This is a genomic window from Psychrobacter sp. CX16 (assembly GCF_057396245.1).
In genome coordinates, this window is record NZ_JBXYJF010000011.1 from 62,990 (window position 1) to 86,794 (window position 23,805).

General features: G+C 43.4%; 18 protein-coding genes. 4 read left to right on the plus strand and 14 right to left on the minus strand.

All coding sequences use genetic code 11. The features are described 5' to 3' along the window. Positions 1-48: 48 nt before the first annotated feature. Positions 49-897, plus strand: coding sequence for a DUF2382 domain-containing protein (locus AC2SLM_RS05845; protein ID WP_486543306.1), 849 nt, complete (start codon positions 49-51; stop codon positions 895-897). A 372-nt stretch (positions 898-1,269) separates the two neighbouring features. After that, on the plus strand, positions 1,270-1,863 hold the full coding sequence (locus AC2SLM_RS05850) for a YsnF/AvaK domain-containing protein (protein ID WP_486551619.1): 594 nt from the start codon (positions 1,270-1,272) through the stop codon (positions 1,861-1,863). Positions 1,864-2,012: 149 nt separating this feature from the next. Here AC2SLM_RS05850 and AC2SLM_RS05855 read toward each other — a convergent pair whose 3' ends face one another. Both AC2SLM_RS05855 and secA read right to left on the minus strand, forming a co-directional pair. After that, complete coding sequence (locus AC2SLM_RS05855) at positions 2,013-2,390, minus strand: hypothetical protein (protein WP_486543302.1); 378 nt, start codon at positions 2,388-2,390, stop codon at positions 2,013-2,015. Positions 2,391-2,572: 182 nt separating this feature from the next. Continuing rightward, the gene (gene secA, locus AC2SLM_RS05860) at positions 2,573-5,389 is read right to left on the minus strand and encodes a preprotein translocase subunit SecA (protein ID WP_486551621.1); all 2,817 of its coding nucleotides are present in this window, start codon (positions 5,387-5,389) and stop codon (positions 2,573-2,575) included. A 315-nt stretch (positions 5,390-5,704) separates the two neighbouring features. Here secA and mutS point away from each other — a divergent pair, with 315 nt between their 5' ends. Then, on the plus strand, positions 5,705-8,734 hold the full coding sequence (gene mutS, locus AC2SLM_RS05865; RefSeq protein ID WP_486551622.1) for a DNA mismatch repair protein MutS: 3,030 nt from the start codon (positions 5,705-5,707) through the stop codon (positions 8,732-8,734). Between the two features lie 216 nt (positions 8,735-8,950). Beyond that, complete coding sequence (gene fdxA, locus AC2SLM_RS05870; RefSeq protein WP_486551623.1) at positions 8,951-9,274, plus strand: ferredoxin FdxA; 324 nt, start codon at positions 8,951-8,953, stop codon at positions 9,272-9,274. 469 nt (positions 9,275-9,743) lie between these two features. Here the strand turns inward: fdxA and AC2SLM_RS05875 are convergent, their stop codons facing one another. From AC2SLM_RS05875 to gspG, 12 genes are all read right to left on the minus strand, one after another. After that, complete coding sequence (locus AC2SLM_RS05875; RefSeq protein WP_486552571.1) at positions 9,744-10,166, minus strand: prepilin-type N-terminal cleavage/methylation domain-containing protein; 423 nt, start codon at positions 10,164-10,166, stop codon at positions 9,744-9,746. A gap of 187 nt (positions 10,167-10,353) precedes the next feature. Continuing rightward, positions 10,354-10,836, minus strand: a complete 483-nt coding sequence (locus tag AC2SLM_RS05880; RefSeq protein ID WP_486552572.1) for a type IV pilin protein — start codon at positions 10,834-10,836, stop codon at positions 10,354-10,356. A gap of 74 nt (positions 10,837-10,910) precedes the next feature. Next, complete coding sequence (locus AC2SLM_RS05885) at positions 10,911-14,498, minus strand: PilC/PilY family type IV pilus protein (RefSeq protein ID WP_486552574.1); 3,588 nt, start codon at positions 14,496-14,498, stop codon at positions 10,911-10,913. Between the two features lie 61 nt (positions 14,499-14,559). After that, entirely contained in the window at positions 14,560-15,372 is an 813-nt protein-coding gene (locus AC2SLM_RS05890; protein WP_486552576.1) for a pilus assembly PilX family protein, read from the minus strand. After that, positions 15,365-16,399, minus strand: coding sequence for a prepilin-type N-terminal cleavage/methylation domain-containing protein (locus tag AC2SLM_RS05895; protein WP_486552578.1), 1,035 nt, complete (start codon positions 16,397-16,399; stop codon positions 15,365-15,367). Before AC2SLM_RS05895 ends, AC2SLM_RS05890 begins: the two co-directional genes overlap by 8 nt. A 2-nt stretch (positions 16,400-16,401) precedes the next feature. After that, the gene (locus AC2SLM_RS05900; protein WP_486552588.1) at positions 16,402-17,052 is read right to left on the minus strand and encodes a prepilin-type N-terminal cleavage/methylation domain-containing protein; all 651 of its coding nucleotides are present in this window, start codon (positions 17,050-17,052) and stop codon (positions 16,402-16,404) included. 32 nt (positions 17,053-17,084) lie between these two features. Beyond that, positions 17,085-17,495, minus strand: coding sequence for a type IV pilin protein (locus AC2SLM_RS05905; protein WP_486543284.1), 411 nt, complete (start codon positions 17,493-17,495; stop codon positions 17,085-17,087). 112 nt (positions 17,496-17,607) lie between these two features. After that, complete coding sequence (locus AC2SLM_RS05910) at positions 17,608-18,369, minus strand: ComF family protein (RefSeq protein WP_486552579.1); 762 nt, start codon at positions 18,367-18,369, stop codon at positions 17,608-17,610. Between the two features lie 41 nt (positions 18,370-18,410). Then, positions 18,411-19,673 (minus strand): phospholipase A, encoded by a 1,263-nt coding sequence (locus AC2SLM_RS05915; RefSeq protein ID WP_486552581.1) that lies wholly within the window; start codon positions 19,671-19,673, stop codon positions 18,411-18,413. A gap of 223 nt (positions 19,674-19,896) precedes the next feature. Beyond that, positions 19,897-20,415, minus strand: coding sequence for a DUF3465 domain-containing protein (locus AC2SLM_RS05920; RefSeq protein WP_486543278.1), 519 nt, complete (start codon positions 20,413-20,415; stop codon positions 19,897-19,899). Between the two features lie 204 nt (positions 20,416-20,619). Beyond that, positions 20,620-22,935: a cytochrome c biogenesis protein CcdA gene (locus AC2SLM_RS05925; protein WP_486552583.1), complete on the minus strand. Its 2,316-nt coding sequence runs from the start codon at positions 22,933-22,935 to the stop codon at positions 20,620-20,622. 326 nt (positions 22,936-23,261) lie between these two features. After that, positions 23,262-23,708 carry a type II secretion system major pseudopilin GspG gene (gspG, locus tag AC2SLM_RS05930; RefSeq protein ID WP_486543274.1) on the minus strand — a complete coding sequence of 149 codons (447 nt, stop codon included), beginning with the start codon at positions 23,706-23,708 and terminating at the stop codon, positions 23,262-23,264. Positions 23,709-23,805: the final 97 nt, after the last annotated feature.

Genomic DNA, 23,805 nt, shown 5'->3' on the forward strand with positions numbered 1-23,805 from the left:
AATCCATCTACGGATTTAACATTCACAATAAATAAAAGGAAAATTATAATGAGTCAACTAATTCGATTAAAAGATATTCAAGCAACTCACCGCGACCTAATTGGTGATGATTATTATGATCCAACTGGCAAAAGCGCTTATGGTGCTGGTGAAGAAAAAATCGGTAAAATTGAAGGTGCTCTAGTTGAAGACAGCACAGGCCGTATCCGTTACTTAATCGTTGATGCTGGTGGTTGGTTTTCATCTAAAGAAGTATTAGTACCAGCAGGTCTAGCTCGTATCGTTGGTGATGATGTATTCTTTGACAGCTTAACCAAAGCACAAGTTGAAGCGATGGAAGAGTATGACCACGACTATCAGTACAGCTATGAAGAACAAACTCATAAAGATCGTGCTGCATTCGTTGCTGACACTGTACCAGAGCAAGAGCGTGTAGATGTTAAAGAAGATTTCTACAATGCACCAAACACGTTAGAGCTTTTAGAAGAACGCTTAACAGTGAATAAAGATCGCATCGTTGCCGGCCTAGTTAAAGTTGGTAAGCACGTAGTAACTGAAGATCGTCAAGTAGATGTAGAGCTTGAAGAAGAGCATGCACATATTGAGCGTACTGATGTTGATCGCCGTACTGACCGTAAAATCGGTGATGACGCTGGTCACAATACAGTAGAAGTTGAGCTTGAAGCTGAACGTGCTCGTGTTGGTAAAGAAACTTACGTAACAGAAGAAGTAAACGTTGGTAAAACAACTGAGCGTCATACTGAAACTATTCGCGAAACTATCCAACGTGAAGAACTTGACATCGACCGTGATGGCAACGTTGTAGACCGTGAAGGTAACATTGTGAACCGTGATGACATCACTGCTGATGACGTTCGTGCCGCTCGCGGTAAGTAATTGACAGCATTGTATTCGGCCAGCTTTAGGTAATCATTATTAATTATCTAACTGGTTAATGAGTACAATAGTTGAGTGTATTCTTAACAAGAAGCCAGGGTTTTTACTCTGGCTTTTTTAATGTCTGCACCTTTCTTGATAACTGAATTTAATACTGGTTATATTGGACCACTAAACCCAAGTATAAAACCAAAGTTTGTCTATTTATGCATATTATTAACCTGATTAATAAGTAAAATATACAGTGCACACGCTGGCAATGCGCTACGATAGACAAATCATAATACATAATATTAGTTTAACCTGTCTTAAAAAACTAAGACTGATAAAGATTCATACCTATCTTAAACATTAATTTTGGAGAACTACCTTATGGATAATAATATCAATGATAAAAATCAAAATACCACCACTGAATTATCAGAAGAACGCCGCAGTGCGCTGAGACGTGAAGCGTATGAAGCGCCTATTAATGAGCAGCGTACAACAGTTGGTAAAATTGAGCTGCTAGAAGAACGTGCTGTGGTAGATAAAGAGCGTTTGGATGTGGGTAAAATTACCGCTACTAAGCACGTGCGTACCAGAACCGTCAACGTACCTATTGAGCTAAGTGAAGAAGTATTGGTTATTGATACTGAGTATTACGATGCCGACTCACAAAGATTTTTAGCCAATGATGTAGGCGATCAAGATATTATCCGCCATATCGAACCTACTTTAAATCACACAGCGACTATCAAAGTTAACGGTTCAGATATATCGTTAGAAGATGGTCCGGTTGAGATTGTTATCTCTCGCCAAGTTGCTGTTATCAAAAAAGAGACGTATGCAGTGCAAGATATTGCTATTGAGAAATCAACACATGTCCATAAAGACAGCTTCGAGGTTGAGCTGCGTCATGAAGAGCTTGAGGTTATTGAAGAAGGCGACTTTACTCATAAAAATGCAGCTACTCAGCCTAAATAAAACGGGCTATTTGATTGTATGTAAATCAAAAGTATTTAAACCAAAAAGAGACCGCTCATAATGGGCGGTCTCTTTTTTTATGGTTATCATTGTAAGCAGTTAATCTACAAATAACCTATTCAATAACAGCTAAAGCTAATCAACAAATATTATTGTGCGGTGGTTGTCCCTTCTTGAACTGTACCTTCGGCAGGTCCAATCGCTGAGTCAGTTACTGGTGCATTATCAATAGCATCTACTTCACTGCTGTCATCAATAGCAGAAGCTGACGGAGTACTGCTTTCTGCACCTACTTCAGGTGTTTCTACTGACTGCTCATGTGCGTCTGCACTGTCTAAATCATCGAGATCATCTGCCACAATCGCAGGCTGATTACCCTCAGCTGGATCAGCTGACATTGTCGCTACTTCAGCATCCGTCTCTTGCTCTGGTGCGTCTGCAGCATCTTTTTGACATGCACTTAGCCCAATAGTAGCGGCAAACATGGCGGTCCATAAACTTAATTTTAATGACTTGTTGTTTATCATACTACTTATCCTTATGTGCAAAGTGGCCTTAAAACAAGCCTAATTTGGCGAAACCATTTACTACTGACTACTATCAAGGCTACGCCATTTACCAAATTATATATGCAATAGCATGACTTATGCTAGAACCCAATTCATCTAATTTAACCCATATTTTAAAATTAAACCAGACAACATTAGAACTAGATTTTGCCATGACACTGCTTGTAGCGTAGACCAGAACCACATGGGCATGGTGCATTACGGCTGATACCCATATTGGCATAAGGATTTTCACCTTGATTTCCCGCTGCGCCTGCCGCTTGTGCCGCTGCTAAGTTATTCAGTTGTGTATTGTTGTTTACTGGACTATTATTCGCCTGAGATTGGTTAAGCGCATCAACCTCTGGTGAATTATGACGCTCACCGGTCAAACTATCGACTTCGTCGTGCTCAAACATCATTCTCTGACGTTCGGCTTGAGCCAGACGCTCCGCTTCCATCGCCTCTAATTCTTCTTTAGTCGGGATATGGACACGCGATAAATCTTGTACCGTATCTGATTTAATAGCACCCAGCATCATCTGGAATAAATCAAACGACTCACGCTTATACTCTTGCTCTGGATTTTTTTGAGCATAACCACGCAAGTGAATCCCTTTACGCAGCTGATCCATTTGGGTTAAATGCTCTTTCCAGTGACGGTCTAAGCTTTGTAGCATAAAGTGACGCTCAAGCTGTGCAGCATTCTCTGGTGCCATTTGCTCGCGGCGATGACGATAACGCATAATTGCAGTGTCGATGATTTTCTCACGCAGACCATCTTCATCTAAGCGGCGATCTTCATCAAGCCAATCATTAATCGGCATATAGTATTTGAACTCGCTTTCAAGCTCATCTTCTAGGCCGTCAATATCCCACTGATCATCGATAGAGCCTGGTGGCACAAACTGGCTGATTAACGCATCATAAACATCACGATGCATCTCTTCAATCGCCTCTTTAAGGTCCGCTTCTGCAAGCAAATCATCACGCTGTGAGTAGATAACCTTACGCTGCTCGTTTGCCACATCATCGTATTTTAGAAGGTTTTTACGCGCGTCAAAGTCGCGGCTTTCTACTTTACCTTGCGCGTTCTCGATAGAGCGAGACACCATTTTATGTTCAATCGCTTCATCTTCTTTTAGACCCATGGCGCGCATCATATTCACCACGCGGTCACCGGCGAAGATACGCATTAAGTCATCTTCAAGCGATAGGAAGAATCGAGATTGACCTGGGTCACCTTGACGACCGGCACGACCACGCAGCTGATTATCAATACGGCGTGACTCATGACGCTCAGAACCGATAATGTGCAGGCCGCCAGCAGCGATGACTTCGTCATGCTTTTTCTGCCAAGCCGCTTTTAATCGCGCCATCTCCTCTGGGCTAACATTGTCAGGGTCAGTAATATACGCCTGCCAGTTACCACCCAAGATAATATCGGTACCACGGCCGGCCATGTTAGTCGCGATGGTCACCGCACGTGGACTACCCGCCTGCGCAATAATCTCAGCTTCACGTTCGTGCTGTTTGGCGTTTAGAACGTTGTGCTTAATACCTTCTTGATCCATCAAATAAGACAGCTCTTCACTGGCCTCAATGGTTGCGGTACCAACCAGTACTGGTGCGCCTTTTTTCTGAATCTCTTTAATCTCGCGGATAATACCTTTGTATTTACCAAGCTTGGTTAAGAAAATCTGGTCATCTAAATCAATACGTGCAATCGGCTTATGGGTTGGGATAACCACGACGTCGATGTCATACGTTGATTTAAATTCAGCCGCTTCGGTATCGGCTGTACCAGTCATACCTGATAGCTTCTCATAGAGACGGAAATAGTTTTGGAAAGTGGTTGTTGCAAGCGTTTGGTTTTCTGCTTGAATCTCAACGCCCTCTTTAGCTTCAACTGCCTGATGCAGACCATCTGACCAGCGGCGACCCGGCATGGTACGGCCCGTATTTTCATCAACAATAATTACTTCGCCATCATCAACGATGTAGTGCACGTTTTTCACAAAGATATGATGCGCACGAATTGCTGCTTGTACATGAGCTAATAATGGCAGACGGGTTGGGCTATATAAACTTTCATTCTCGTCAAGCTCGCCCACTTCGATTAAGAAAGACTCAATCTTCTCGTAACCTTTTTCGCTAATCTCAATTGAGCGGTTTTTCTCATCAATCCAGAAGTCGCCATCTTCATTATTCTTATTAGCTTCTTCATCTTGCGAACGGTTCAATCGAGGAATAATGGTATTAATCAGCGCATAAGTTGCAGATGAATCATCGGCTTGACCTGAGATAATCAGCGGCGTTCGCGCCTCATCAATTAAGATAGAATCAATTTCATCAATAATACAGTAGTTAAGCGGGCGCTGTTTTTTCTCAGCCAGGCTAAACACCATGTTATCGCGCAGATAATCAAAGCCGTATTCGTTGTTAGTACCATAAGTAATATCAGATTGATAGGCTTCAATCTTCTCTTGAGGTGGCTGCTGCGAGTAGATAACGCCAACCGTTAAACCTAAGAAGTCAAATAATGGACGGTTTAACTCTGCATCGCGCGCCGCTAAGTAATCGTTGACAGTAACTACGTGCACGCCTTTACCGCTGATGGCATTTAGGTAAATGGCAAGAGTCGCCATTAAGGTTTTACCCTCACCAGTACGCATCTCGGCAATTTTGCCTTCATGCAAGGTGATACCACCGATAATCTGCACATCATAATGGCGCATACCCAGTACACGCTTCGAGGCTTCACGACACACCGCAAAGGCTTCGGGCAACAAAGAGTCTAAACTGGCGCCTTCATCGAAACGACGCTTAAACTCTGCCGTCTTTTCGCGAAGCTGCTCATCTGTGAGCGCAGCAACTGCCTCTTCTTGAGCATTCACTTTTGCGACAATCTGACGCATACGTTTCAGCTCACGATCGTTCTTTGTTCCAATAACGCTTCCGACTATTTTTGACAACATAACTTTGTGGACCTATCTATCGACTGAGTCTGGCATCTTTAGGTGCCGACCGAAAAAAATTTTATTTATTATATATGGTAACAGTATTGATAGATACAAGGGCAAGTGATTCTACACTCACAATATATTTATTCTTTTTCCTAAAATCAGCATGAATGTTTACTATCTCTGGTTGTTCAATAAGGTATGCGCCCCCATTATTTATTAGGCAATAGATGTTAAAATGGTGGTTTTTGATAACCTCTTTTATAACATCGAATTCGGCTGTCTCCTCTCTTTTTAATTTTTATTTGCGACTTTGCTTAAGCGTCTACTATGTCTAATACCCCAAGTAATCGAAGTAATACTAATATCTTAAACATCGCTGGCACCCAGTATAATCTGGATGACCACACGCCAATGATGGTGCAATATCTCACTTTAAAAGCTCAATATCCGCATGCATTACTGCTATACCGTATGGGCGACTTTTATGAGCTGTTTTTTGAAGATGCACAGCGCGCCGCTGATATCTTAGACATCACCCTAACCCGCCGCGGTAATGACAAAGCCGGAAATAATATTGCCATGGCAGGGGTTCCCTTTCACGCCGCAGAAAGCTATATGGCACGTCTCATTGCGGCAGGCGAAACTGTAGTGATTTGTGAGCAAGTCGAAGAAGAGCCTACTGCCGATGATGAAGCAGACAAACCGGCCAATAAAGGCATTATGCGCCGTGAAGTAGTTAAAAAGCTAACTGCGGGAACATTGACCGATGATGCTCTCATTGCGCCCAATCAAACACCGAGCGTGGTCGCCATTGACCTAAAGCTTGGTAAAGGGGCTAACAAGCTTAAATACATGCAAATTGGTGTCAGTCAACTGGACATCAATGCCGGTACTTTACGCACTCAAACACTGCTCAACACTGATAATCAGCTAGCGTCGCAGAGTCAGAGTACTGATTATGAAAATATCCTAAAACAGCGCTTACTTACGGTGTTAACCCGCTTTGCGCCAAGTGAAGTCATCATTTCTGAGACCCTTAGTGATGATTGGCGACACTGGCTACAAGACAAGCTGTATTGTCCGGTGATTAGTGTCGCCGCCAGTGACTTTCATCCACAGCATGCCGGCGAAACCGTATGCCGACAATTTAATGTACAAACATTAGAGGGTCTTGGCATTGCTGATAGCATAGTCGCTCAGACCAGTAGCGCAGCACTGATTCATTATGCACAGCAAACGCAGCAGCGCCATACGCCGCAAGTGACCGAGCTTATCGTTGAACGAGATGAAGACTATCTGATTATTGATGATATCAGCAGTCGTAACCTAGAGCTATTTGCGCCAGTTAGTCCGACCGGCACCAGTCTATTGACCGTGGTTAATCAGTGTCAAACGCCTATGGGTAAACGCCTGCTCGCTAATCAATTAAAGCGTCCCCTACGTTTGGCTCAATCACAAGGCACCTTAATACAACGCCTTGATGCAGTTGAGTGGTTGGTAAATCAGCCTACGCTATCTAACCTTATAACACTACAAGAAACGCTACATAATATCTTTGATATTGAACGTATTAGCAGTCGTATTGGTCTGCACAGTGCTAAGCCTCGTGACCTACGCCGCTTAGCAGACAGTATCCATCACAGTCAGCAATTGGCAAACTCCCTACAAAATATGGGGCTAAATTCTGATGATTCAGGCTTGCTACCGATGCTAAGCGGTCAACTGCCCGAACAGCATGTAGAGCTGTTGGATATCAAAGCACTTTTAGAGTCTGCAATCGTAGAAGAGCCACCAGCGCACATTCGTGATGGCGGTATGATTGCGACAGGCTTTGATGAGGATTTTGATCGTCTGGTGCATTTGCATGACAATATTCAAGAAACCTTGGATGACATGGCAAATGACGCACGCCATGAACATCAATTGCCGAGCTTAAAAGTTGGCTTTAATAAAGTGAGCGGTTTTTATTTTGAACTGCCAAAAGGACAAGCGGCTCAAGCACCTGATCATTTTATCCGCCGTCAAACCTTAAAGAACAGCGAGCGCTTTATTACCGAGCCGCTAAAAGATTTAGAGATTAACTATCTTGATGCGCAGACTAATGCACTGGCCCTTGAAAAGGCGCTCTATCAAAAGCTATTGCTCGATTTAAGCGAGCAGCTAAGCCATCTTCAGCGTCTCAGTGCGGCAGTGGCTCAAATTGATGTGTTGCTTAATTGGGCAATACTGGCCAAAGAGAATAACTGGGTGCGTCCTGCTCTCGATAGCAGCAGCAGTTATATTAATATCGAAGCCGGGCGTCACTTGGTGGTTGAAGCCATGAGTCAGCCCAAAATCGCCAATCATCAAGCCGGCAGCACCTCCAGTCCTCAACACTTCGTGGCAAATGACTGCCAGTTAGGTACGGTAGAAAATCCCGAGCGACTTTTACTTATTACTGGCCCGAATATGGGTGGTAAATCCACTTATATGCGTCAAACAGCTTTGATTGTATTGCTTGCCTGCTGTGGTAGCTTTGTGCCTGCCTCAAAAGCCATTATCGGTGATATCGACCGTATTTTTACCCGTATTGGCTCTGCCGATGACTTGGCAGGCGGTAAATCCACCTTTATGGTTGAGATGATTGAGACCGCTCAAATTCTAAATTTAGCCACTGATCGCTCCTTGGTGCTGATGGATGAAGTTGGACGCGGTACCTCGACCACAGATGGTCTGGCCATCGCTCATGCTTGTGCAGTACAGCTTTGTGTTATGCGTAGCCTGACTTTATTTGCTACCCATTATTTTGAGTTGACCGAGCTTGCCCATCAAGACGCGCTTAGACATCAACTGCGCAACGTGCATGTGGCAGCCAGTCATATTGATGGACAGCTATTACTGCTGCACAAAATTCAACAAGGCGCTGCCAGCTCAAGCTTTGGTCTGCACGTGGCAAAAATGGCCGGTATCCCCGACAGCGTTTTAGAAGCCGCTCAGCATTATCTTAACGAGCAAAACACTTTATTGACCAAGCCACTAAACCAATCAATAGATAGCATTGAGAATGGATTCGATTTTGAATCGCTAGATACTGATGATAATCATGCTAAATTCGATAAAGCTTATGCAAATGCTGACGATAGCGGTGTAAATAAGCGACAAACCGAGGCTGGTTCTGCGACGGAACACTATAATTCTCACTTAGAAAAAGAGGATTTAGTTGCCCAGCAGTCAGCTATAAATATAGCGCCTAGCCCTATAGACGCTAAGGCTAACGCTCTTTTAGAGAGGCTACAGCAGCTGCAACCTGATGAGCTTACGCCGAAGCAAGCACTGGATTTAATTTATGAATTAAAACAGGCAACAAAACTTGACTGATGCGAATTTGTGAAATAGACCTTAACAGGGTAAAATAGCACCCTAAATTAATCTTATTACTCACTCCTAATTTATCTTGGTTGCACATTTCACTTAGCTTGAGATGGACTCTTGGTCACTGATAATAGATTTTTATCCAGTGATTATCATAAGAGCACCATACGCCATAGTGACTGACATAGACTGCTAAGATAACTTTTATAAAGGTAGCTCGCTATGACATTTGTTGTCACTGATAATTGCATCCGCTGCAAATACACCGATTGTGTTGAAGTCTGCCCTGTGGACTGCTTTTATGAAGGGCCTAACTTCTTGGTCATTCACCCTGATGAATGTATTGACTGTGCGTTGTGTGAACCTGAATGTCCAGCAAATGCGATTTTCTCTGAAGACGAAGTGCCTAAAGGCCAAGAAGAGTTTATTGAGCTAAACGCTGAGCTTGCAGAAGAATGGCCAAACATCATTGAAATGCAAGGTCCACTACCTGACGCTGAAAAGTGGGACGGTGTGGAAGGCAAGATTCAGTATCTAGAGCGTTAAGCCACTTTCTTCAAGCATAGATAACTTAAAGCACAAATGAGATAGTTCATCTTATTAGCTAAAAAAGCGACCCGAATTGGGTCGCTTTTTTATGGTTTCTTTATTAGGGCGTGTGGAACATTCGCAAATTAGCACTGCTGATAGCTAAAATTGTTTCAGACTAGGCGTAAACCGTCGTTAATGTCTAGACCTTGACTAGGTTTGCAACAACGTCTGGGGCGATTTTAGCATCAGCCTCACTCGAGCACAGCTCTCGCCTTGCGAACGGGCAAAGCAGTGCTTTGCTTAATCCGCTCTCAGGGGCGGGACTCTTTTTTGCCAATATATTGCGAAATTGTCTAACTTAGAATGACTAAGCGTCAAAAATTTCACTGCATATTGACTAAAAAATAGTCGCCGCCAGTGCCATGGTCGAATGTTCCACACGCCCTAATTTAAAGAAGCCAAGTAGTCTAAGCTGGTCTAAGTATTAAGTGGTAATCTCACATTTAATCACCTCACCAATACGGCACAATGCGTTCTTTTTATCTTCTAAAGGCTTCACAATAGTACCGTTAATCGTCGACTCAGTTGCTGGAGTTTCAGCAATAGCAGGTGTCACTGTCGTATCGGCCACAACCGCAGCTTGGCCTGCAGTGTATTCTATCTTGGCACAGGCTGAGGTACCTTCATCTAATAATGCTTGTATCTGATCGTCTTCTAAATCAGTGGTGGCCGTATGCATTTGTACGAACACCTTATTGCTCATTAGCTTGGTTTCAGCAAGGCAGGCAGTACTTGATGTCTGGCGCGTATAGTCTTTATAGGCTGGAATGGCAATTAATCCCAAGATACCGATGATGGAAACCACCACCATTAACTCGATTAAGGTAAACCCTTTTTGAGTATTCATTTAATGTCCTTATTGTTAGAAACATCATTGTTTCAAACTATTTTGTATTTATACTTCCGCTCATATCTACGCTTATGCTCCAGCCCCAATCTTAAGCAGCTATTTAGTTTAGCGCTTCACTATCTAAGTTAATTCAACGCTTGAAGTATTTCTGCGCTCTATCGTATCACACCTACATCATTTAAAATTACCAATGCCTTGCACCTAACAACTGACACTGTGCACCTATGTAATATAACTGCTGACCTGTTACGGTGTTCGAGGGATAAGTAAAGCTACAGCGCTGGCCTAAGCTATTCATATAATAGATAGGCGAATTATCAAACGCGCGCAAATTGATATTCGGCTGAGCAATGATTTGCCATGTATTGCCATCACTCACATCGATGGTTGTCTTATAGCGATAGCTTCGCTCATCACTGTCTGACGGAATATAAATAACTGCCCCTCTCTCTAGCTGCTGCTGAGCAACAAAGTTATGATAAGTTAAGGTCTTGGCACGCCAGCGAGTTAGCTGATTGGCGATATTTAGGTTTAGCTGCTGCGCCTGCGCATGGATATTTTGCTGCTGGTAGCGCTGATAATTGGGCATAGCAATACTGGCTAAAACAGCAATGATAACCAAGGTAATAACCATTTCAATAAGTGCAAACCCTTGGGCTAATCTCAATCTTTATTCTCCATCTGATATAAGCCCCATATAATCAGTCCACTGCCCTTTTAATATTTAACAAAAACCAACCTTTATTTCTTAGAATGAAAATCAAACCACATCAGTGGTGTTAAAGTTCCCTTGACCTTAAAACTGGTTTTTATATCAGCCTCATCTGTGTGTAGATCAATAAACTCTTTTTGTATACTACCCTGATTAATCAGTCGCCGCGACTTGGCGTTAAGCTTGCCGTCAATAAAATCCGTCCCGAATGTTGGCGGCAATATGCCTTTACCGGCTCTATAACGCTGATATTGATGATGACTGCTACTGTTATTCACATTATCCGTAGAGCCACTTGCCGTTTGGCTAGTATTTGAACTAGGGTCACGCTGACAAATGCCATACGGCAGACAATATTGATAAATCTCTGTCGTGCCAAGCACTTCTTCTAAGCAGCCATTTTGTGCATCATGCTCGCCATCTCTTGGATTATAAGCAGCGGCATAAAGCTTATTGGCGATTGCTGCCATCTGGCCCAATCCTTTAAGATAATGACTGCCTGCTGCATCAAATGCTGACTGCGTATCTGAACCATAATACTCAAAGGGTGCCATCCAACCGTCATAATCTTGATAAACCTGACTCATATTATTGTTAGAAGTACCATTATAATTAAGCGGCTCACCCTGTAATGATTGCACTCCTAGCCCTAGCTCCGGCAGCTGTGCGGTTATCGTTGCTGCTAATTTAAAATCTGAACTAAACAAACCCTGCTTTGCAATGTTTTTATCATAAAACGTATAAACCGCTTGTGGCTGACGACTGGCTGACAGTGGATTGCTGCGATCACCAGATACCACACTAATGGTCGCAAACTTATTACCTTGAGCATTGCTTTGAATAGTTACCGTGGGCGTCTCATAAAAACGAGGAGTTGGTAAAGACGCACCGGTATTTAAGTAGCTATTTGAGTAGCTATTTAAATTGGCAATACGCTGTACTCTAGCGCGTGAATTACTGAGTGATTTATTATCAATATCAAGTCTAAATACCTGTCCATTTAAATCAGCGAAATAAACGTGGTCAGCCAATTCGTCGGCATCTCTATCCAATACTTTGACACCGCCGGTAATGCTGTAGCGCATATGGCTATTTAAAACTGCTAGAGGAGAGGTTGTATGATTACTACTGACATATGCACCATCTGCATTATTAGCTTGTGGCTGATTGACGTCATCACCTAAATGACTGACGACAATTAACGGCTTACCGCTAATAGCATCGACAATATAAATGGTATTACCTTCAGTTTTTGAGTTACTAGAATTATCAGCGTTGCCATTCGCTGACATCTGTATTATTTGGCTATTGGTCTTATCATATTTAGAATCATAACCACCAGAAAATATCACCACTAACTTTGGCTGACCCAGCCAACGTATCTTGGTAACGGCAGGCTTGCCCCACCCATATCCCAATCGTTTGAACACTCCAGACTTCCCAGAATTTGTGATACTAAATAACTGTTTGGGTGCTCCGCCTTTATCAATATCAGTCAAATCCAAACCATAATAAGCTTGTGCACCCAACCTAGCACCGCCATACGCATAAATGGCTTCTGCAACTATCGTCGTATCTGTGAGTGCTTTATATTTTGTATACACCTGCCAAGGGCCGTCTACCCCAAAGCTTGGCGTATTATCGCCCTTATGTTTGTCTGCTGTTAGCTCAGCTGTGATGCCTTTATATTGACCTTTATGAGCCAATACCTCACGCGGAAAATAAGCGAATACTTCTTTACCGCTGTGGCTATTGATTACATGTAATGCATTATCCATTGCCCCAAATAATAGATATTGGTTGTCAGCAACATAGTCTCCACCTTCTTCATCTAGTGTGGCTTTTGCAGCAAAAGAGACTGGTGTTGAATGAATTACTGCGCCTCTATTTAGTGCTATGTCATTAGATGGATTGGGTATTTTGCTTAACCGTATTTGACTATCCGTTGTGCTCTCAGGATGATAATTATCGACGGAATAACCCATATAATTTAATAGCAGCCGCTGTAATAAAATATCTTTAGAGGTAACCGTATCAGTAATGTCAGAAAACAATCGAACACGGCTAATCGAGGACATAGCTGGATCTATTTTTGTTAACCTGCCTGTCTGTGATCGGCTGAGATAAACTGCATTGGTGTCTTGTGCATGACTATCTGTTTCTAAACCAGTGATAGATGATTCGGATAAACCATAACCAGCGTTCACACCTTGCATCAGTCGAGACGTTGCTTGAGAAGGCCTTTCACCTTGCTCAGTCATGTAGCCCTGATAACTATCGATGTATCGCTGTAGTCCACCTTGCCACTGAGATTTTCCGGCTCCCAAATTAGGCACTACCATTGGCATAAATCCTTGCGTCATGAGTTCGCCAGATCCTAACGGGCTAGCTGGTACACTCATGGAGCCACTGGCTAACATACCTGCCGGCTTCATGGACAAGCTACTTAAGCTTTCTGAACGCTGCTTGATGGCATCCGCAAAAGTTTGAATACTGCGATTACTGATGTCTAGGTCAGTAATATAAAAGCCGCCACCCCCTACCTGACGACTGCCCAATTGACAGGCATTTTGATAGTTTGTTATCTGCAGCTGTCTACTAGTATTTGATAACGGGCTGTTGATACTCGTCACTTTACAGCTGTTGTTATTCATCACTATCTTATCGGGCGCAATAACAAAAACACCGGTATTAATAGCACGACTACTTGGATTGCTCGTGGAATTTAGACGTTTGGCATACTCACTCATACACTGCCAATGTTGTTGCGGTGAACTTATCAATGAACTAAAGCTGCAGAGGTTCTGATTACTAATACTACTAGCCGACGTCATAAGCTCAACCTGAGCCATTAATGGATTACTATTAATATCACTTTCAGCCGCTCCCGTTTGCAAAAGCGGACTCAAAGACTGACGAATAGCAGCAAGCGGTAAAGGTAGACTTGTTGACGGCATACCAGAGGTCATAAAAAATATCGCGGCATGTTGCACAACAGCAGATTCTGCTAACGAGCTATTTTGATTATCAAATGTACTATAAGAGAGATAAGGATTTGCCGATGTTGCTAACTCTGCATTGGGGCGACAGACCCGATAATTAGGTGCAGTATTATTATCTTGCTTTGTTCCCATCATATACATGCCCGCTTCGGAATAAGCGGCTGACATAGAGCCAATAGCATCTGTATTTTGTAGTTGATTAACAGAGATCAGCAACCTTTGTCGATGTGCTGAGCCTATAGGGCCCAAACGTCCGACAGAAACATGGATACTCGCCGTGCTTGGCCTACTATTGGGATAACTGCCGAGACCTACTAGGGTATCTTCACTAAGTCGATTCTCGCCTGTGTCTTCAATTAAGAGCTTAACCGTACTTATCATTTTGGCTTTTCGTGCATGAAACTCAGTACTTAAAGCTTCTCCCTCAATAGGGCTCATATCCAGCATCAATAAAATGGCATTGCCAGAGGGTGGTTGCGGCCTAAGTAACTGCTCACCGATTGGGCCAACAGGTAGACCGCCTTTATAAATCACCAAATCGCCTTGATGGTTCGCGGCAAAGCTAGCAGAGATGAATACACAGGTTGCCAATACGGGCACACTTATCCCAAACATCACTCTTAATGTTTTGAAAACACTACAAATTTTGCTGATAATGCGACTGTCTCCCTGTCTGCTATTCAAAATTGCTGTGATATATATAGTCTTGTACTTGGATAATATTCGGCGCATCGGTGTTGTTTAAGCAGTGGATTTGATTGTTATTAATCTCATTACCGGCCAGACTGCCTGCTGCTAATTTAAAACAATCGTCAATCTGTTTAAGACTGCTACGATTGGCCATAATGGGTAGTACAGAGCTGACAACCGCTCTTATGCGTAGGCTACTTGCGCCATTAACTGTTTCTTCATCAACACCTTCGGCAGTACTTTGAAATGGCAGCGACTCAATATTCTCGCTGCTTACTTCATTCGGTAAAACCTGACTAAGCGACACTTGGGTAGCCACTGTTTTACGGGCACTGGTGTAATAGGTGCTATTGCCACTGGCAATATGACAATAGCCATCATGTTTACCGAGCGTGCGACTGCCATCAGCACTCAATAAAATACGATGCTGATTGGTTTGATATAAATTATTCCGCTGCACCGGCTGATAACACAGGGCGTATTCTGCATGTTTATACAGCCCCTGACGCTGCCACACCTGAATCGGACCAAGTGCATCAGTACTCATCTGCTCTAATAGCGTCAGGTTTGACGCTTGGGATGCTATCGTGATACCTGCCATATGCAGCTGAGCCAGAGGCAAATCTGAGGATTGCATGAGTAGCTGCTGCACCTGCGCGGCAGTGGTTACCTTTAACGCTGTCTGGCTATTACGTATGCTAATACTGGCGATAATGGCCAAAAACAACAGCATAATTAATACGATTATTAAGGTCGCACCCAATTGACGGTTAGGCAATGTGAATAGGCCATTATTCATATTGACTGCCCTGCCTGTAGGAAGCAGCGAACGCATGGGTAGGCTGCACGCTGTTTTTTAATCGGATGGTTTTTTCTAATACTCGGCGGGTATATTTATTCTCTGTTTTGCTCGTGTCTAAAACCACATCCTCACCCAATACTCGATATTTATTGTCACCTTGAGCGCCCACTGGGTATCTACTTCGAACAATCATGCCCAGTTTAATCGCCACTATGGCACCTTGCGCCACAGGCCTTTTTATTTCATCGAGCGTATCGCAGCCGCCACCGCAATACTCATTAATAGTCATATATTGCAGACCTTGCTTACTCATAACACCCAGCTTTACCGTAAAATAATCCACTCGATTGATTAGTACGCTGCCTTTCCTGCGTGAATTTAATTTACGTAATAGCTGCGTTGCAGTGACGGAATATTGATCTGTTTTGGTCACAAGACTATCTATAGCAACCGGTCTATCATAAGTACCTGCGTTACATGCCAGTACCAGTTCATTGGTCGAGTCATCAGTCGCTTCACGCGTGAAAATGCGCTCTACCACAACCTGCCCTTTACGCACGATAGCGCCTTCACAATTTGCCATCTCAAAAGGTGCTGTATATTGAATGGTTAGCTGATCACTATTTTGCAGTTTTGTATTTGAAGGATGGCTATTACTGCTTGAGACCAATGCAGCAAATTTCTGCTGATGCCCAAAGCCTGCTAGATTGCCGATAAACTGTGAACCGGATGCTATGGAAGTCGATAGCAGCAGCCCAGTTGCCGGCGAGTTGGCGCTCATCGGGCGATAAGCACCTAGATTCGCCATGGCAATCTCTTTTTCTAGATAATGCAAACCAAATACTGCCGCATCTTGAATATCATCCACGCTTTCTTGAGCTCGTTTATTGTTTGCACTTTCTAAAAACAAAGCCAAAGCCGCACCGCTTATCAGTAATCCTAATGCCAGTGAAATCAGCAGCTCAACTAAAGTAAATCCATGTGCAGACTTTACAAGGTCGGCCGGTTTTAAGTGACTAGCCACCTTTAGTATGACTCCATAAACACGCAGTCTGCCTCTTTACTATAACCACCCAATTGGGCTTCAAAGCAGTCTTGGCTTGTATCGCCTCGGGTCGCTGTGGTTGCATTCCATGCGGCAACCAAACAGTAGCTAGAGATAGCCGTATTATTAGCTGTAACCTGACCATTAGGGCAAGCCACCAGTCCTAACGTCACACCAATATTCGCTGCGCGGGCTTTTAATTCGAGTACATCATAAGTTGCCCTATCTTTAGGTAGACACGGCTGATTTTGGCAATCTATGGAAGTTAACGCAGTATCAGTGGATACAGAGGGTTCAATCGCAAACTGCTTAGCATAGTGAGCAAGAACGTCAGAGGCGGTTTCATTAGCAGATGTATTATTAAAGGATTGCTGACTGATTAGCGTTTGATTAATGACATTATCGACGGCATTGATGCGAATCTGTTCTGCTGCAGAGTGTAATAAGGTTATAGACTGAGTACGGATTAACGCATCATCTGTTGCGCCCAACGTTTGAATTTGCAGCGCTGCATATCCTAGTGCTGCAACCGCAAGTAACAGCAAAGACACCAATACTTCCACTAGTCCCAAGCCCGACTGCTTGTCTGATTGCTGATTTGGTTGCTTATGCTTTGTCGTCGAAATACAAATAGATTATTCATCCTAATATAGAAGATTATCAATCAGCGCCATTCATTACCATTACCACACTGAGTTCGGTGACATCTTTGACCAAAGGCATCTATGCTTAGGATACCATCACCACTCATATTACTGCCCTCAATGGGTATGGCTATCAGTATCCAATGAGTGTCACTTAAGTGAGTAAGAGACACGCTATACAAGCTTGCATCATCTGTTGCTTGCAACGTTAACTGAACATCACTCGCTCGTATCAACTTCTGTCTATGAATATGACTGGCCTGATTTTGTAACTGCGTCATCATTACAGTACGAGCATTTAGCTTAGAATAATCTTGATAATTGGGATAAGCGATAAGACACAATATCGAAATAACAGTCACCACCAACATCATTTCAATCAGCGTAAATCCTTTAACCCTACTGCTGTCCCTAATATCATCACCTCTCATTGCCAACTAATACCTACCTATCCTATCGTCTTTGGTACCAAGCACCTGTCCATTTATCGGAATGAAAAAGCACAGTGCTGTAGCATAACTGCTTTGACTGTTAAATGTCGGCTTATTTACCACTGGTTAAGGTATATGCCGATAAGACAATGGATGGGCTGCTTTTCGTTAAGCTCAATGCCAATGCTGATAACGTGGTGCCGGTGGTCATGACATCATCGAATAAAAGCAGTTTTTTATTGGTAGGTAAACGTGAGGTCAGATGAAATGCGTTATCCATATTCTGCTGTCGTTCTCGCCGATCAAGGCCTTGTTGATTCACCGCATCATCACTGCGGCCCACACCAAGCCATAGTGGAATCTGCCAATGCCTCGATAGATAATGCGCTAAGATAATGGTCGGATTAAAGCCTCGTTTGGCCAAGCGATTACCTGTCGTCGGCACTGGTAAAATCACACTATTATTAGCATCACAGCCAATAGGCTTGGGTAATTGACGCAGCGCGTGAACCAAAATAGGCAGGGCACTTAGCTGCTCTTGATATTTAAAGGCAATAAGCGCAGCACGCATATATCCGCTGTGAATCGTTGCTGCTTGAACGCTTAGCTCTGAGAGATGATTTGAGGTATGAGAGGTCGAATTTTGGGCAAAAGAAGAGCCTAATGGAGAGGCTCTATTAGGCTCTTTTAAATATAAAAAATTTGCAGATGGTCGCCATACTGTCTCGTTGTGACAGGCGTGGCAAACCAACGCCGCAATCAACCTAAAAGAGGACTTATCACGGCTTAAAGACTCATTATTGTGCTCAGCAGTGGCTTTGTTATTAATACCGCATAAACAACACTGGCGCTGTAAATACTGTATCCGCCACATGCCAAAGGCATAGAAGGCGGGTACACCGCTGCTAAAATCGATTATAAGCCTTTCCAGTCGTTTAGTGAAATACCAACACCAACGGCTGTTGTTTTATCGTTATAATCGATAATAGATTCGCCATAACCATGGAATATCTGGAAGAAGCCATGTAGGTCGCGCGTGATAGGATAAGTATAGTTCAGCTCAATGGCACCATTACCCTCTTCGATATTATAACGACCTGTTGCCGCTAAAGACTCGCCTCTACCAAAGTCATAAAGTGCTTTTAGCTCACCATGGGCATAGTAATCAGTAATATCTGGGTTGTCGCCTTTGTCAGAATCTTTGATATGAGTCCAGACTTTTGGAATTAAGGTCAACTTGCCCCACTCCGCACCGCCCATCAAATACAGTCTATTCCACGAACGTGATAGAGGATCTGATTGGCCATTTGAATGGTGAATCGCACCGGCACCTAACATACGTAGACGACCATTAAAAGGCAGGTCCATTCGTACAGGCTGAGTTATGAATATCTCAGGCATGTAGTCTGTGGCACGGAACGGGCGTGAGTATTTTTCGTTATAAACCTGCCAATGCATTTGCTGAGTGTAACCAAACCAAAGGTCAGCATTGGTATCAAACAAATCTTCCGCCACTTTGGTTTTCAATGATATCTGAGCTTTCAACTCCAATGAATCATCATATTGTTCACCATAGTCTTGAAGCTCATCTGGGGTTGGGTCCTGCGTTGGTGAATGTGGTGTACGGTTTGGATCAAAGTGTGCAAACGCTGGCATGAAATAAATAGAATCATGTGGTCTGACACGCCACGTACCAAGCTCACTGTTTTGGTCTAAGTCGTAGGCCAAGCTTAAAGGCGTATAAGCGGCAAAATCATCAACGGTAACGCCCGCTTTTGCTAAACGCGCATTGCCTTCTTCCGTTGGCGCGCCTGGATTAATCTCACCATCTGCACTTAAGTTATCTGCATCATCAGCAATAACAGGGGTTGGACGTAAATCGCTAAACGATGCTTTTACGGTGCGAGATAAGTCTAACGGGTACTTTTTGCGGCCTACTGTGCTCTCTTGACCATTTACTGTTTTGTCATAACAGGCCAATCGTGCTGCTCCCAATTTTAATTCGGCACATTGCATAAAGCTATCTACAGTCAACTGAGGTTTCTCAGCCTCCGCAGCATTTGCTACTGTCATAGCTAATGCAGGTGCAAGACATACAGCAGCTATTGATAGAGTTAAATGGTTGATACGTGGAAGTTTGTTCTTGAAACTTGGTGCTAAAGGCTGCAGATTTGTCATGCCTATTCCTGATAAATATTGTAAAGTCATCGTTTTGCTATTGAAAATAAGGTAAACCAAAGAGGTATGAGTAAACCAAGTAGCTAGGCGCTAACTTGTTAAATCATTATGCCGCTGACAGACCTTTAAATAGCGAGAAAAAAGAGGGGTTATTTTGATAGGATAATGAATATCGCACTAGCATAAAGCCTAACCCTTTACACTAGAATTAACACCTGTTTTACTACTGAAAGCGCTTACCTTCTCGCTCAATCCAGCCATGTTGATGTCTTGCTGCAGGGTCATGATGGGTCCAGTGAACAACGCCGCCTTGCTCATTGTATTCATACTCACCATAAAACACAATATCATCACCTTGCGTAAGTCCTGCAACTCGCGGCGCCAAATCAATATTATGGGCAATCAGCACAGTGTGCTTTGGTTTTGTATTATCCAGCTCTACTATGAAGCGTTGATGACGGCTTCCCTCGGTATCATCACTGAGTACCGCTTTTACATTGCCGCAGCCTTTAACTTGAATAGAGGACTGTTTATTGTTGTAGGCAGCAATAATATTGTCATTGCGGCAAGAGATAGGCAAAGTAATCGAGCTCTCATTATATTCTGAATTAGGTTTTAAATTTCCTATCGAATCAAACTCTAACTCGATAGGATTGATAGCAGGTGTCTCTAATTCTGCCGAATTTAACCCAAGTACCTCTGTCGTATTTTGCTCACACCCTGATAATAGTAGTGCTGACATCAAAAAGAGGCTTGTTGATACCTTTGTCATTAGAGATAAGCAGCCGCTCAATGAGAAAATAATATTGTTATTATTAGCGTTATTTGTATAACTATGACTACTTTTTAAAACCATTATATCACCCTCATCTGAACACGTAATATAATGTAAGATTATGTAAATATCAAGCCATGTTAATTAGACGTTCGTGAATGATAAGCATTACTACAGACTACGCAATGTTTTCTCAAAGTCACTTCGCTCTACGGTACCGACCTGCTGTTCTTTTAATTGACCGTCCACAAAATACAATAATGCAGGCGGTCCAAATAAATTCAGTTCAGATAAAATACGCGCAGATTCTGCGTTGGTCTCCGTCACATCCAAACGTACCAATTGCCAAGACCGCATCTCAGCAGGGCGATTGGTAAATAACGTTTTATCCATAATACGGCACTCAACGCACCATTCTGCTGTCAGATCAATCAGCACTTTATCGTTTTGCTCGATAACAGGGATTAAATCATCCAGTCGGGTCAAGTGTAAGTCAGAAGGCTGTGCAGCAGACGCCACCCCTGTCGTCAATGTCGACGTGGTTTGGTTAGGTAGAGTTTGAAGAACCTGACTGTTGTTGGGTTGATTAAAAATACGCAGCGGTTGCCATGCATCATGACTACCGGCTGCAGCACCAATTAAAATAATAGTCGCCCACAATCCTAAGATAACAGCCACTGGCTTGCTAAAGAGCTGACCTTGGCCTTTCCATGTCCACACCCAGCCGGCAACAACCATAAACCAAGCAGCCCAAAGCATTAGCATCATTGGATTGATGAAAACGCGCTCTATTAATAGTAGCGCAACAGCAAATAGTAATAACGCAAAGCCCTGCTTGACCCAGTTCATCCACTCGCCTGCCTTCGGCATTAAATTACCTTGGCTAATACCCAGTAGCATTAGAGGGGCAGATAACCCAAAGCCCAACATAAATAACGCAGCGAAACCTAGCAGCGGATTACCGATTGTTGATACGGCAAGTAATGCGCCAAATAAAGGCGCTGAAACACAAGGTGATACTACCAATGCCGATAAGAATCCAGCAATAAAACTACCAAAACTATTACCTAAATATTTATCGCCTGCTTGGCTCACCGCATGTGACTTTTGTTTGATCACATTGGGCACAGGTATGCGAATCACATCGAGCATATATAAAGCAAGCAGCACAAATACTGCAGCAAAGGCCAGTAAAATAACCGGATTTTGAAGCCAGCCAATAATACCAAGCGACTGCCCAAAAACAGCAATCACCGCACCAAGCACACCATAAGCAATGGCCACACCTAAGGCATAACTGCCGCTGAGCATCAATCCTTTTCTGGCCGTTGGATTGTGCTGACGCGCCACAATATTACTGACAATCGGTAGCATCGGTAACACACATGGCGTGAATGCTAAACCGAGACCTGCCAAAAATAGCAGCAATAATGCCAACCAAGGATGCTCTGCTAGGCCAAAGGGGTCTTGATCGACTACGCCTTCCACATTTAGCGACGATTTATCTGTAGTAGATAAGCCATCACCTGACAAATCTGCATTTTGAACCAAAGTATTTGCGTCAGTGGTATCCCCTGTCGCTACTGCTTCATTCTCAATTATTGTCTCTTCAACCAGCGTCTCGTCTAACCCCTCGGTTTGATTTTGATTGTCATCGGTTAAAGCTGCTGTATTGGTGTCTGTGTTTTCATTTAACTGTTGTTGAGCGCTCTGAGCGTCCGCTTGCGTAGATACTTCATCGTTACTTTGATTACCCTTGGTATCGGCTGCCGTTTTTGCCGCTACCGCTGTGGCCGTTTTAGTCGCCGCTGACGTATTGCTTTTGTTTGACTGCGCATTATCTACCGGCTTTTGCGCTATACTTGGCTTGGCGACCGATTTGGCAGCAGGTTTTGGCTTTTCTTCGGTTTTAGTACCCGGTGCTGCAGCAGCTAATTTTAGAGCCACTGTCTCACGCTGCGGCGGATAACACAGCCCAGCATCCGCACAGCCCTGCCACGTCAAAGTAACGTCTTGATTGATAGGCTGACCGGTCTGATTAATTAAAGTGGTCTTAGCGGTAACTTGTGGCTGCTTAAATACGGCCACCTTACCAAAGGTAGGGTCATCAATAGACTGTGACGGATGGGAGAACTCAAAAGGTGACGCTGTCACACCCTCAGGCAGCTTTAGCGTCACCTTGTCTTTATAAATATAGTGCTTGGGTGTGATATCAAGCGAAACAGTCAGCTGATTGCCTTGCTGAACTGCGCTAACGGAGAAAGCATCTTCCACTTTTAAGAACTTAGGTTGGCTCGATGTCGCGCTACTAGAAAACAAATCGCCCAGACTTGCTGCTTGCGAATGCCCCGACTCAATAAAACTTGACCCTACCGTACAGGCGATAGCTAAAGATGCTATCCATCCTAAACGACTGAATGTTCTGACTGATTTAGCTACTTGCTTCTGGCCTGTATAGCGTATTGTTTTATCGTTCACTTTTTTCATCGTATTCGCTTCATAAAAGACGGGGGGCTAGCGCTCAGTCGCCTCTATTAAAAAGAGATGCCTTAACCAAGCGGCTAACGTAAAGGGTATAAAAAATGGTCGCTACCCGCAAGATGCGGATAGCGACGATGTCTGCTCTCAATTTCTATTATAGGGAGGGAGAAAGGAGGGGTAAAGTCACAAAAGAGTATTCTTATCCTTGCTGGCTAGTTTACTATCTATTGGTTATAGGACAATTGACTTTGGTTACATAACCTTGCTAAAGGCTAATATTAATCCAATTTAGTCATCCTAGTTAAATAACCAAGCTTTAACTAAGCTCAACTCTAAGGAGTGGCATAAATATCTGCGTCTAATCCTTCACCGCCTTGTTGACCATCGGCGCCTAAAGAGAATAAATCATATGGGCGGCCCTCTGAACCAGGTGACACATATTGTAATTCGTTATCCCAGCCATCAGTTGGATAGCCGCCTTTGATATAACCACCTTCTGGATAGTTTTTTGCATCCGCAGGTGGGGTAATTAGTGCATCAAGGCCTTGGGCAGTCGTCGGGTAATGTGCGTTATCAATACGGTATGAATCGAGTGAATTAGATACTGTCGATAAGATAGTTTCTGTGGTGCCCACACGTGCTTTATCGCTTTGACCAACAACACGCGGCACAACCAATCCGGCAAGTATCGCCAAAATAACGATAACCACCATAATTTCAATTAAGGTAAAACCGGCTTGACGCTGCGCAGTAACAGGAAGCATTGTTTTTATTTTCATAGTTCTCTACTTTATTGGCTGATATAAGGGTTAAATAATGGTCTACTTGATAAAAATATTACCACAGTAATGACGGTGCAAACAGGGGTATGGGTCA

Excerpts from the sequence above, each read along its gene's own strand:
- AC2SLM_RS05845 (WP_486543306.1), top strand. The coding sequence starts at position 49 with ATGAGTCAACTAATTCGATTAAAAGATATTCAAGCAACTCACCGCGAC.
- AC2SLM_RS05905 (WP_486543284.1), bottom strand. The coding sequence starts at position 17,495 with ATGAGAGGTGATGATATTAGGGACAGCAGTAGGGTTAAAGGATTTACG.
- AC2SLM_RS05920 (WP_486543278.1), bottom strand. The coding sequence starts at position 20,415 with ATGTCAGCACTACTATTATCAGGGTGTGAGCAAAATACGACAGAGGTA.
- AC2SLM_RS05890 (WP_486552576.1), bottom strand. The coding sequence starts at position 15,372 with ATGAATAATGGCCTATTCACATTGCCTAACCGTCAATTGGGTGCGACC.
- AC2SLM_RS05885 (WP_486552574.1), bottom strand. The coding sequence starts at position 14,498 with ATGTTTGGGATAAGTGTGCCCGTATTGGCAACCTGTGTATTCATCTCT.
- AC2SLM_RS05850 (WP_486551619.1), top strand. The coding sequence starts at position 1,270 with ATGGATAATAATATCAATGATAAAAATCAAAATACCACCACTGAATTA.
- AC2SLM_RS05855 (WP_486543302.1), bottom strand. The coding sequence starts at position 2,390 with ATGATAAACAACAAGTCATTAAAATTAAGTTTATGGACCGCCATGTTT.
- AC2SLM_RS05875 (WP_486552571.1), bottom strand. The coding sequence starts at position 10,166 with ATGAATACTCAAAAAGGGTTTACCTTAATCGAGTTAATGGTGGTGGTT.
- secA (WP_486551621.1), bottom strand. The coding sequence starts at position 5,389 with ATGTTGTCAAAAATAGTCGGAAGCGTTATTGGAACAAAGAACGATCGT.
- AC2SLM_RS05915 (WP_486552581.1), bottom strand. The coding sequence starts at position 19,673 with ATGACAAATCTGCAGCCTTTAGCACCAAGTTTCAAGAACAAACTTCCA.
- AC2SLM_RS05925 (WP_486552583.1), bottom strand. The coding sequence starts at position 22,935 with ATGAAAAAAGTGAACGATAAAACAATACGCTATACAGGCCAGAAGCAA.
- AC2SLM_RS05910 (WP_486552579.1), bottom strand. The coding sequence starts at position 18,369 with ATGTGGCGGATACAGTATTTACAGCGCCAGTGTTGTTTATGCGGTATT.
- mutS (WP_486551622.1), top strand. The coding sequence starts at position 5,705 with ATGTCTAATACCCCAAGTAATCGAAGTAATACTAATATCTTAAACATC.
- gspG (WP_486543274.1), bottom strand. The coding sequence starts at position 23,708 with ATGAAAATAAAAACAATGCTTCCTGTTACTGCGCAGCGTCAAGCCGGT.
- fdxA (WP_486551623.1), top strand. The coding sequence starts at position 8,951 with ATGACATTTGTTGTCACTGATAATTGCATCCGCTGCAAATACACCGAT.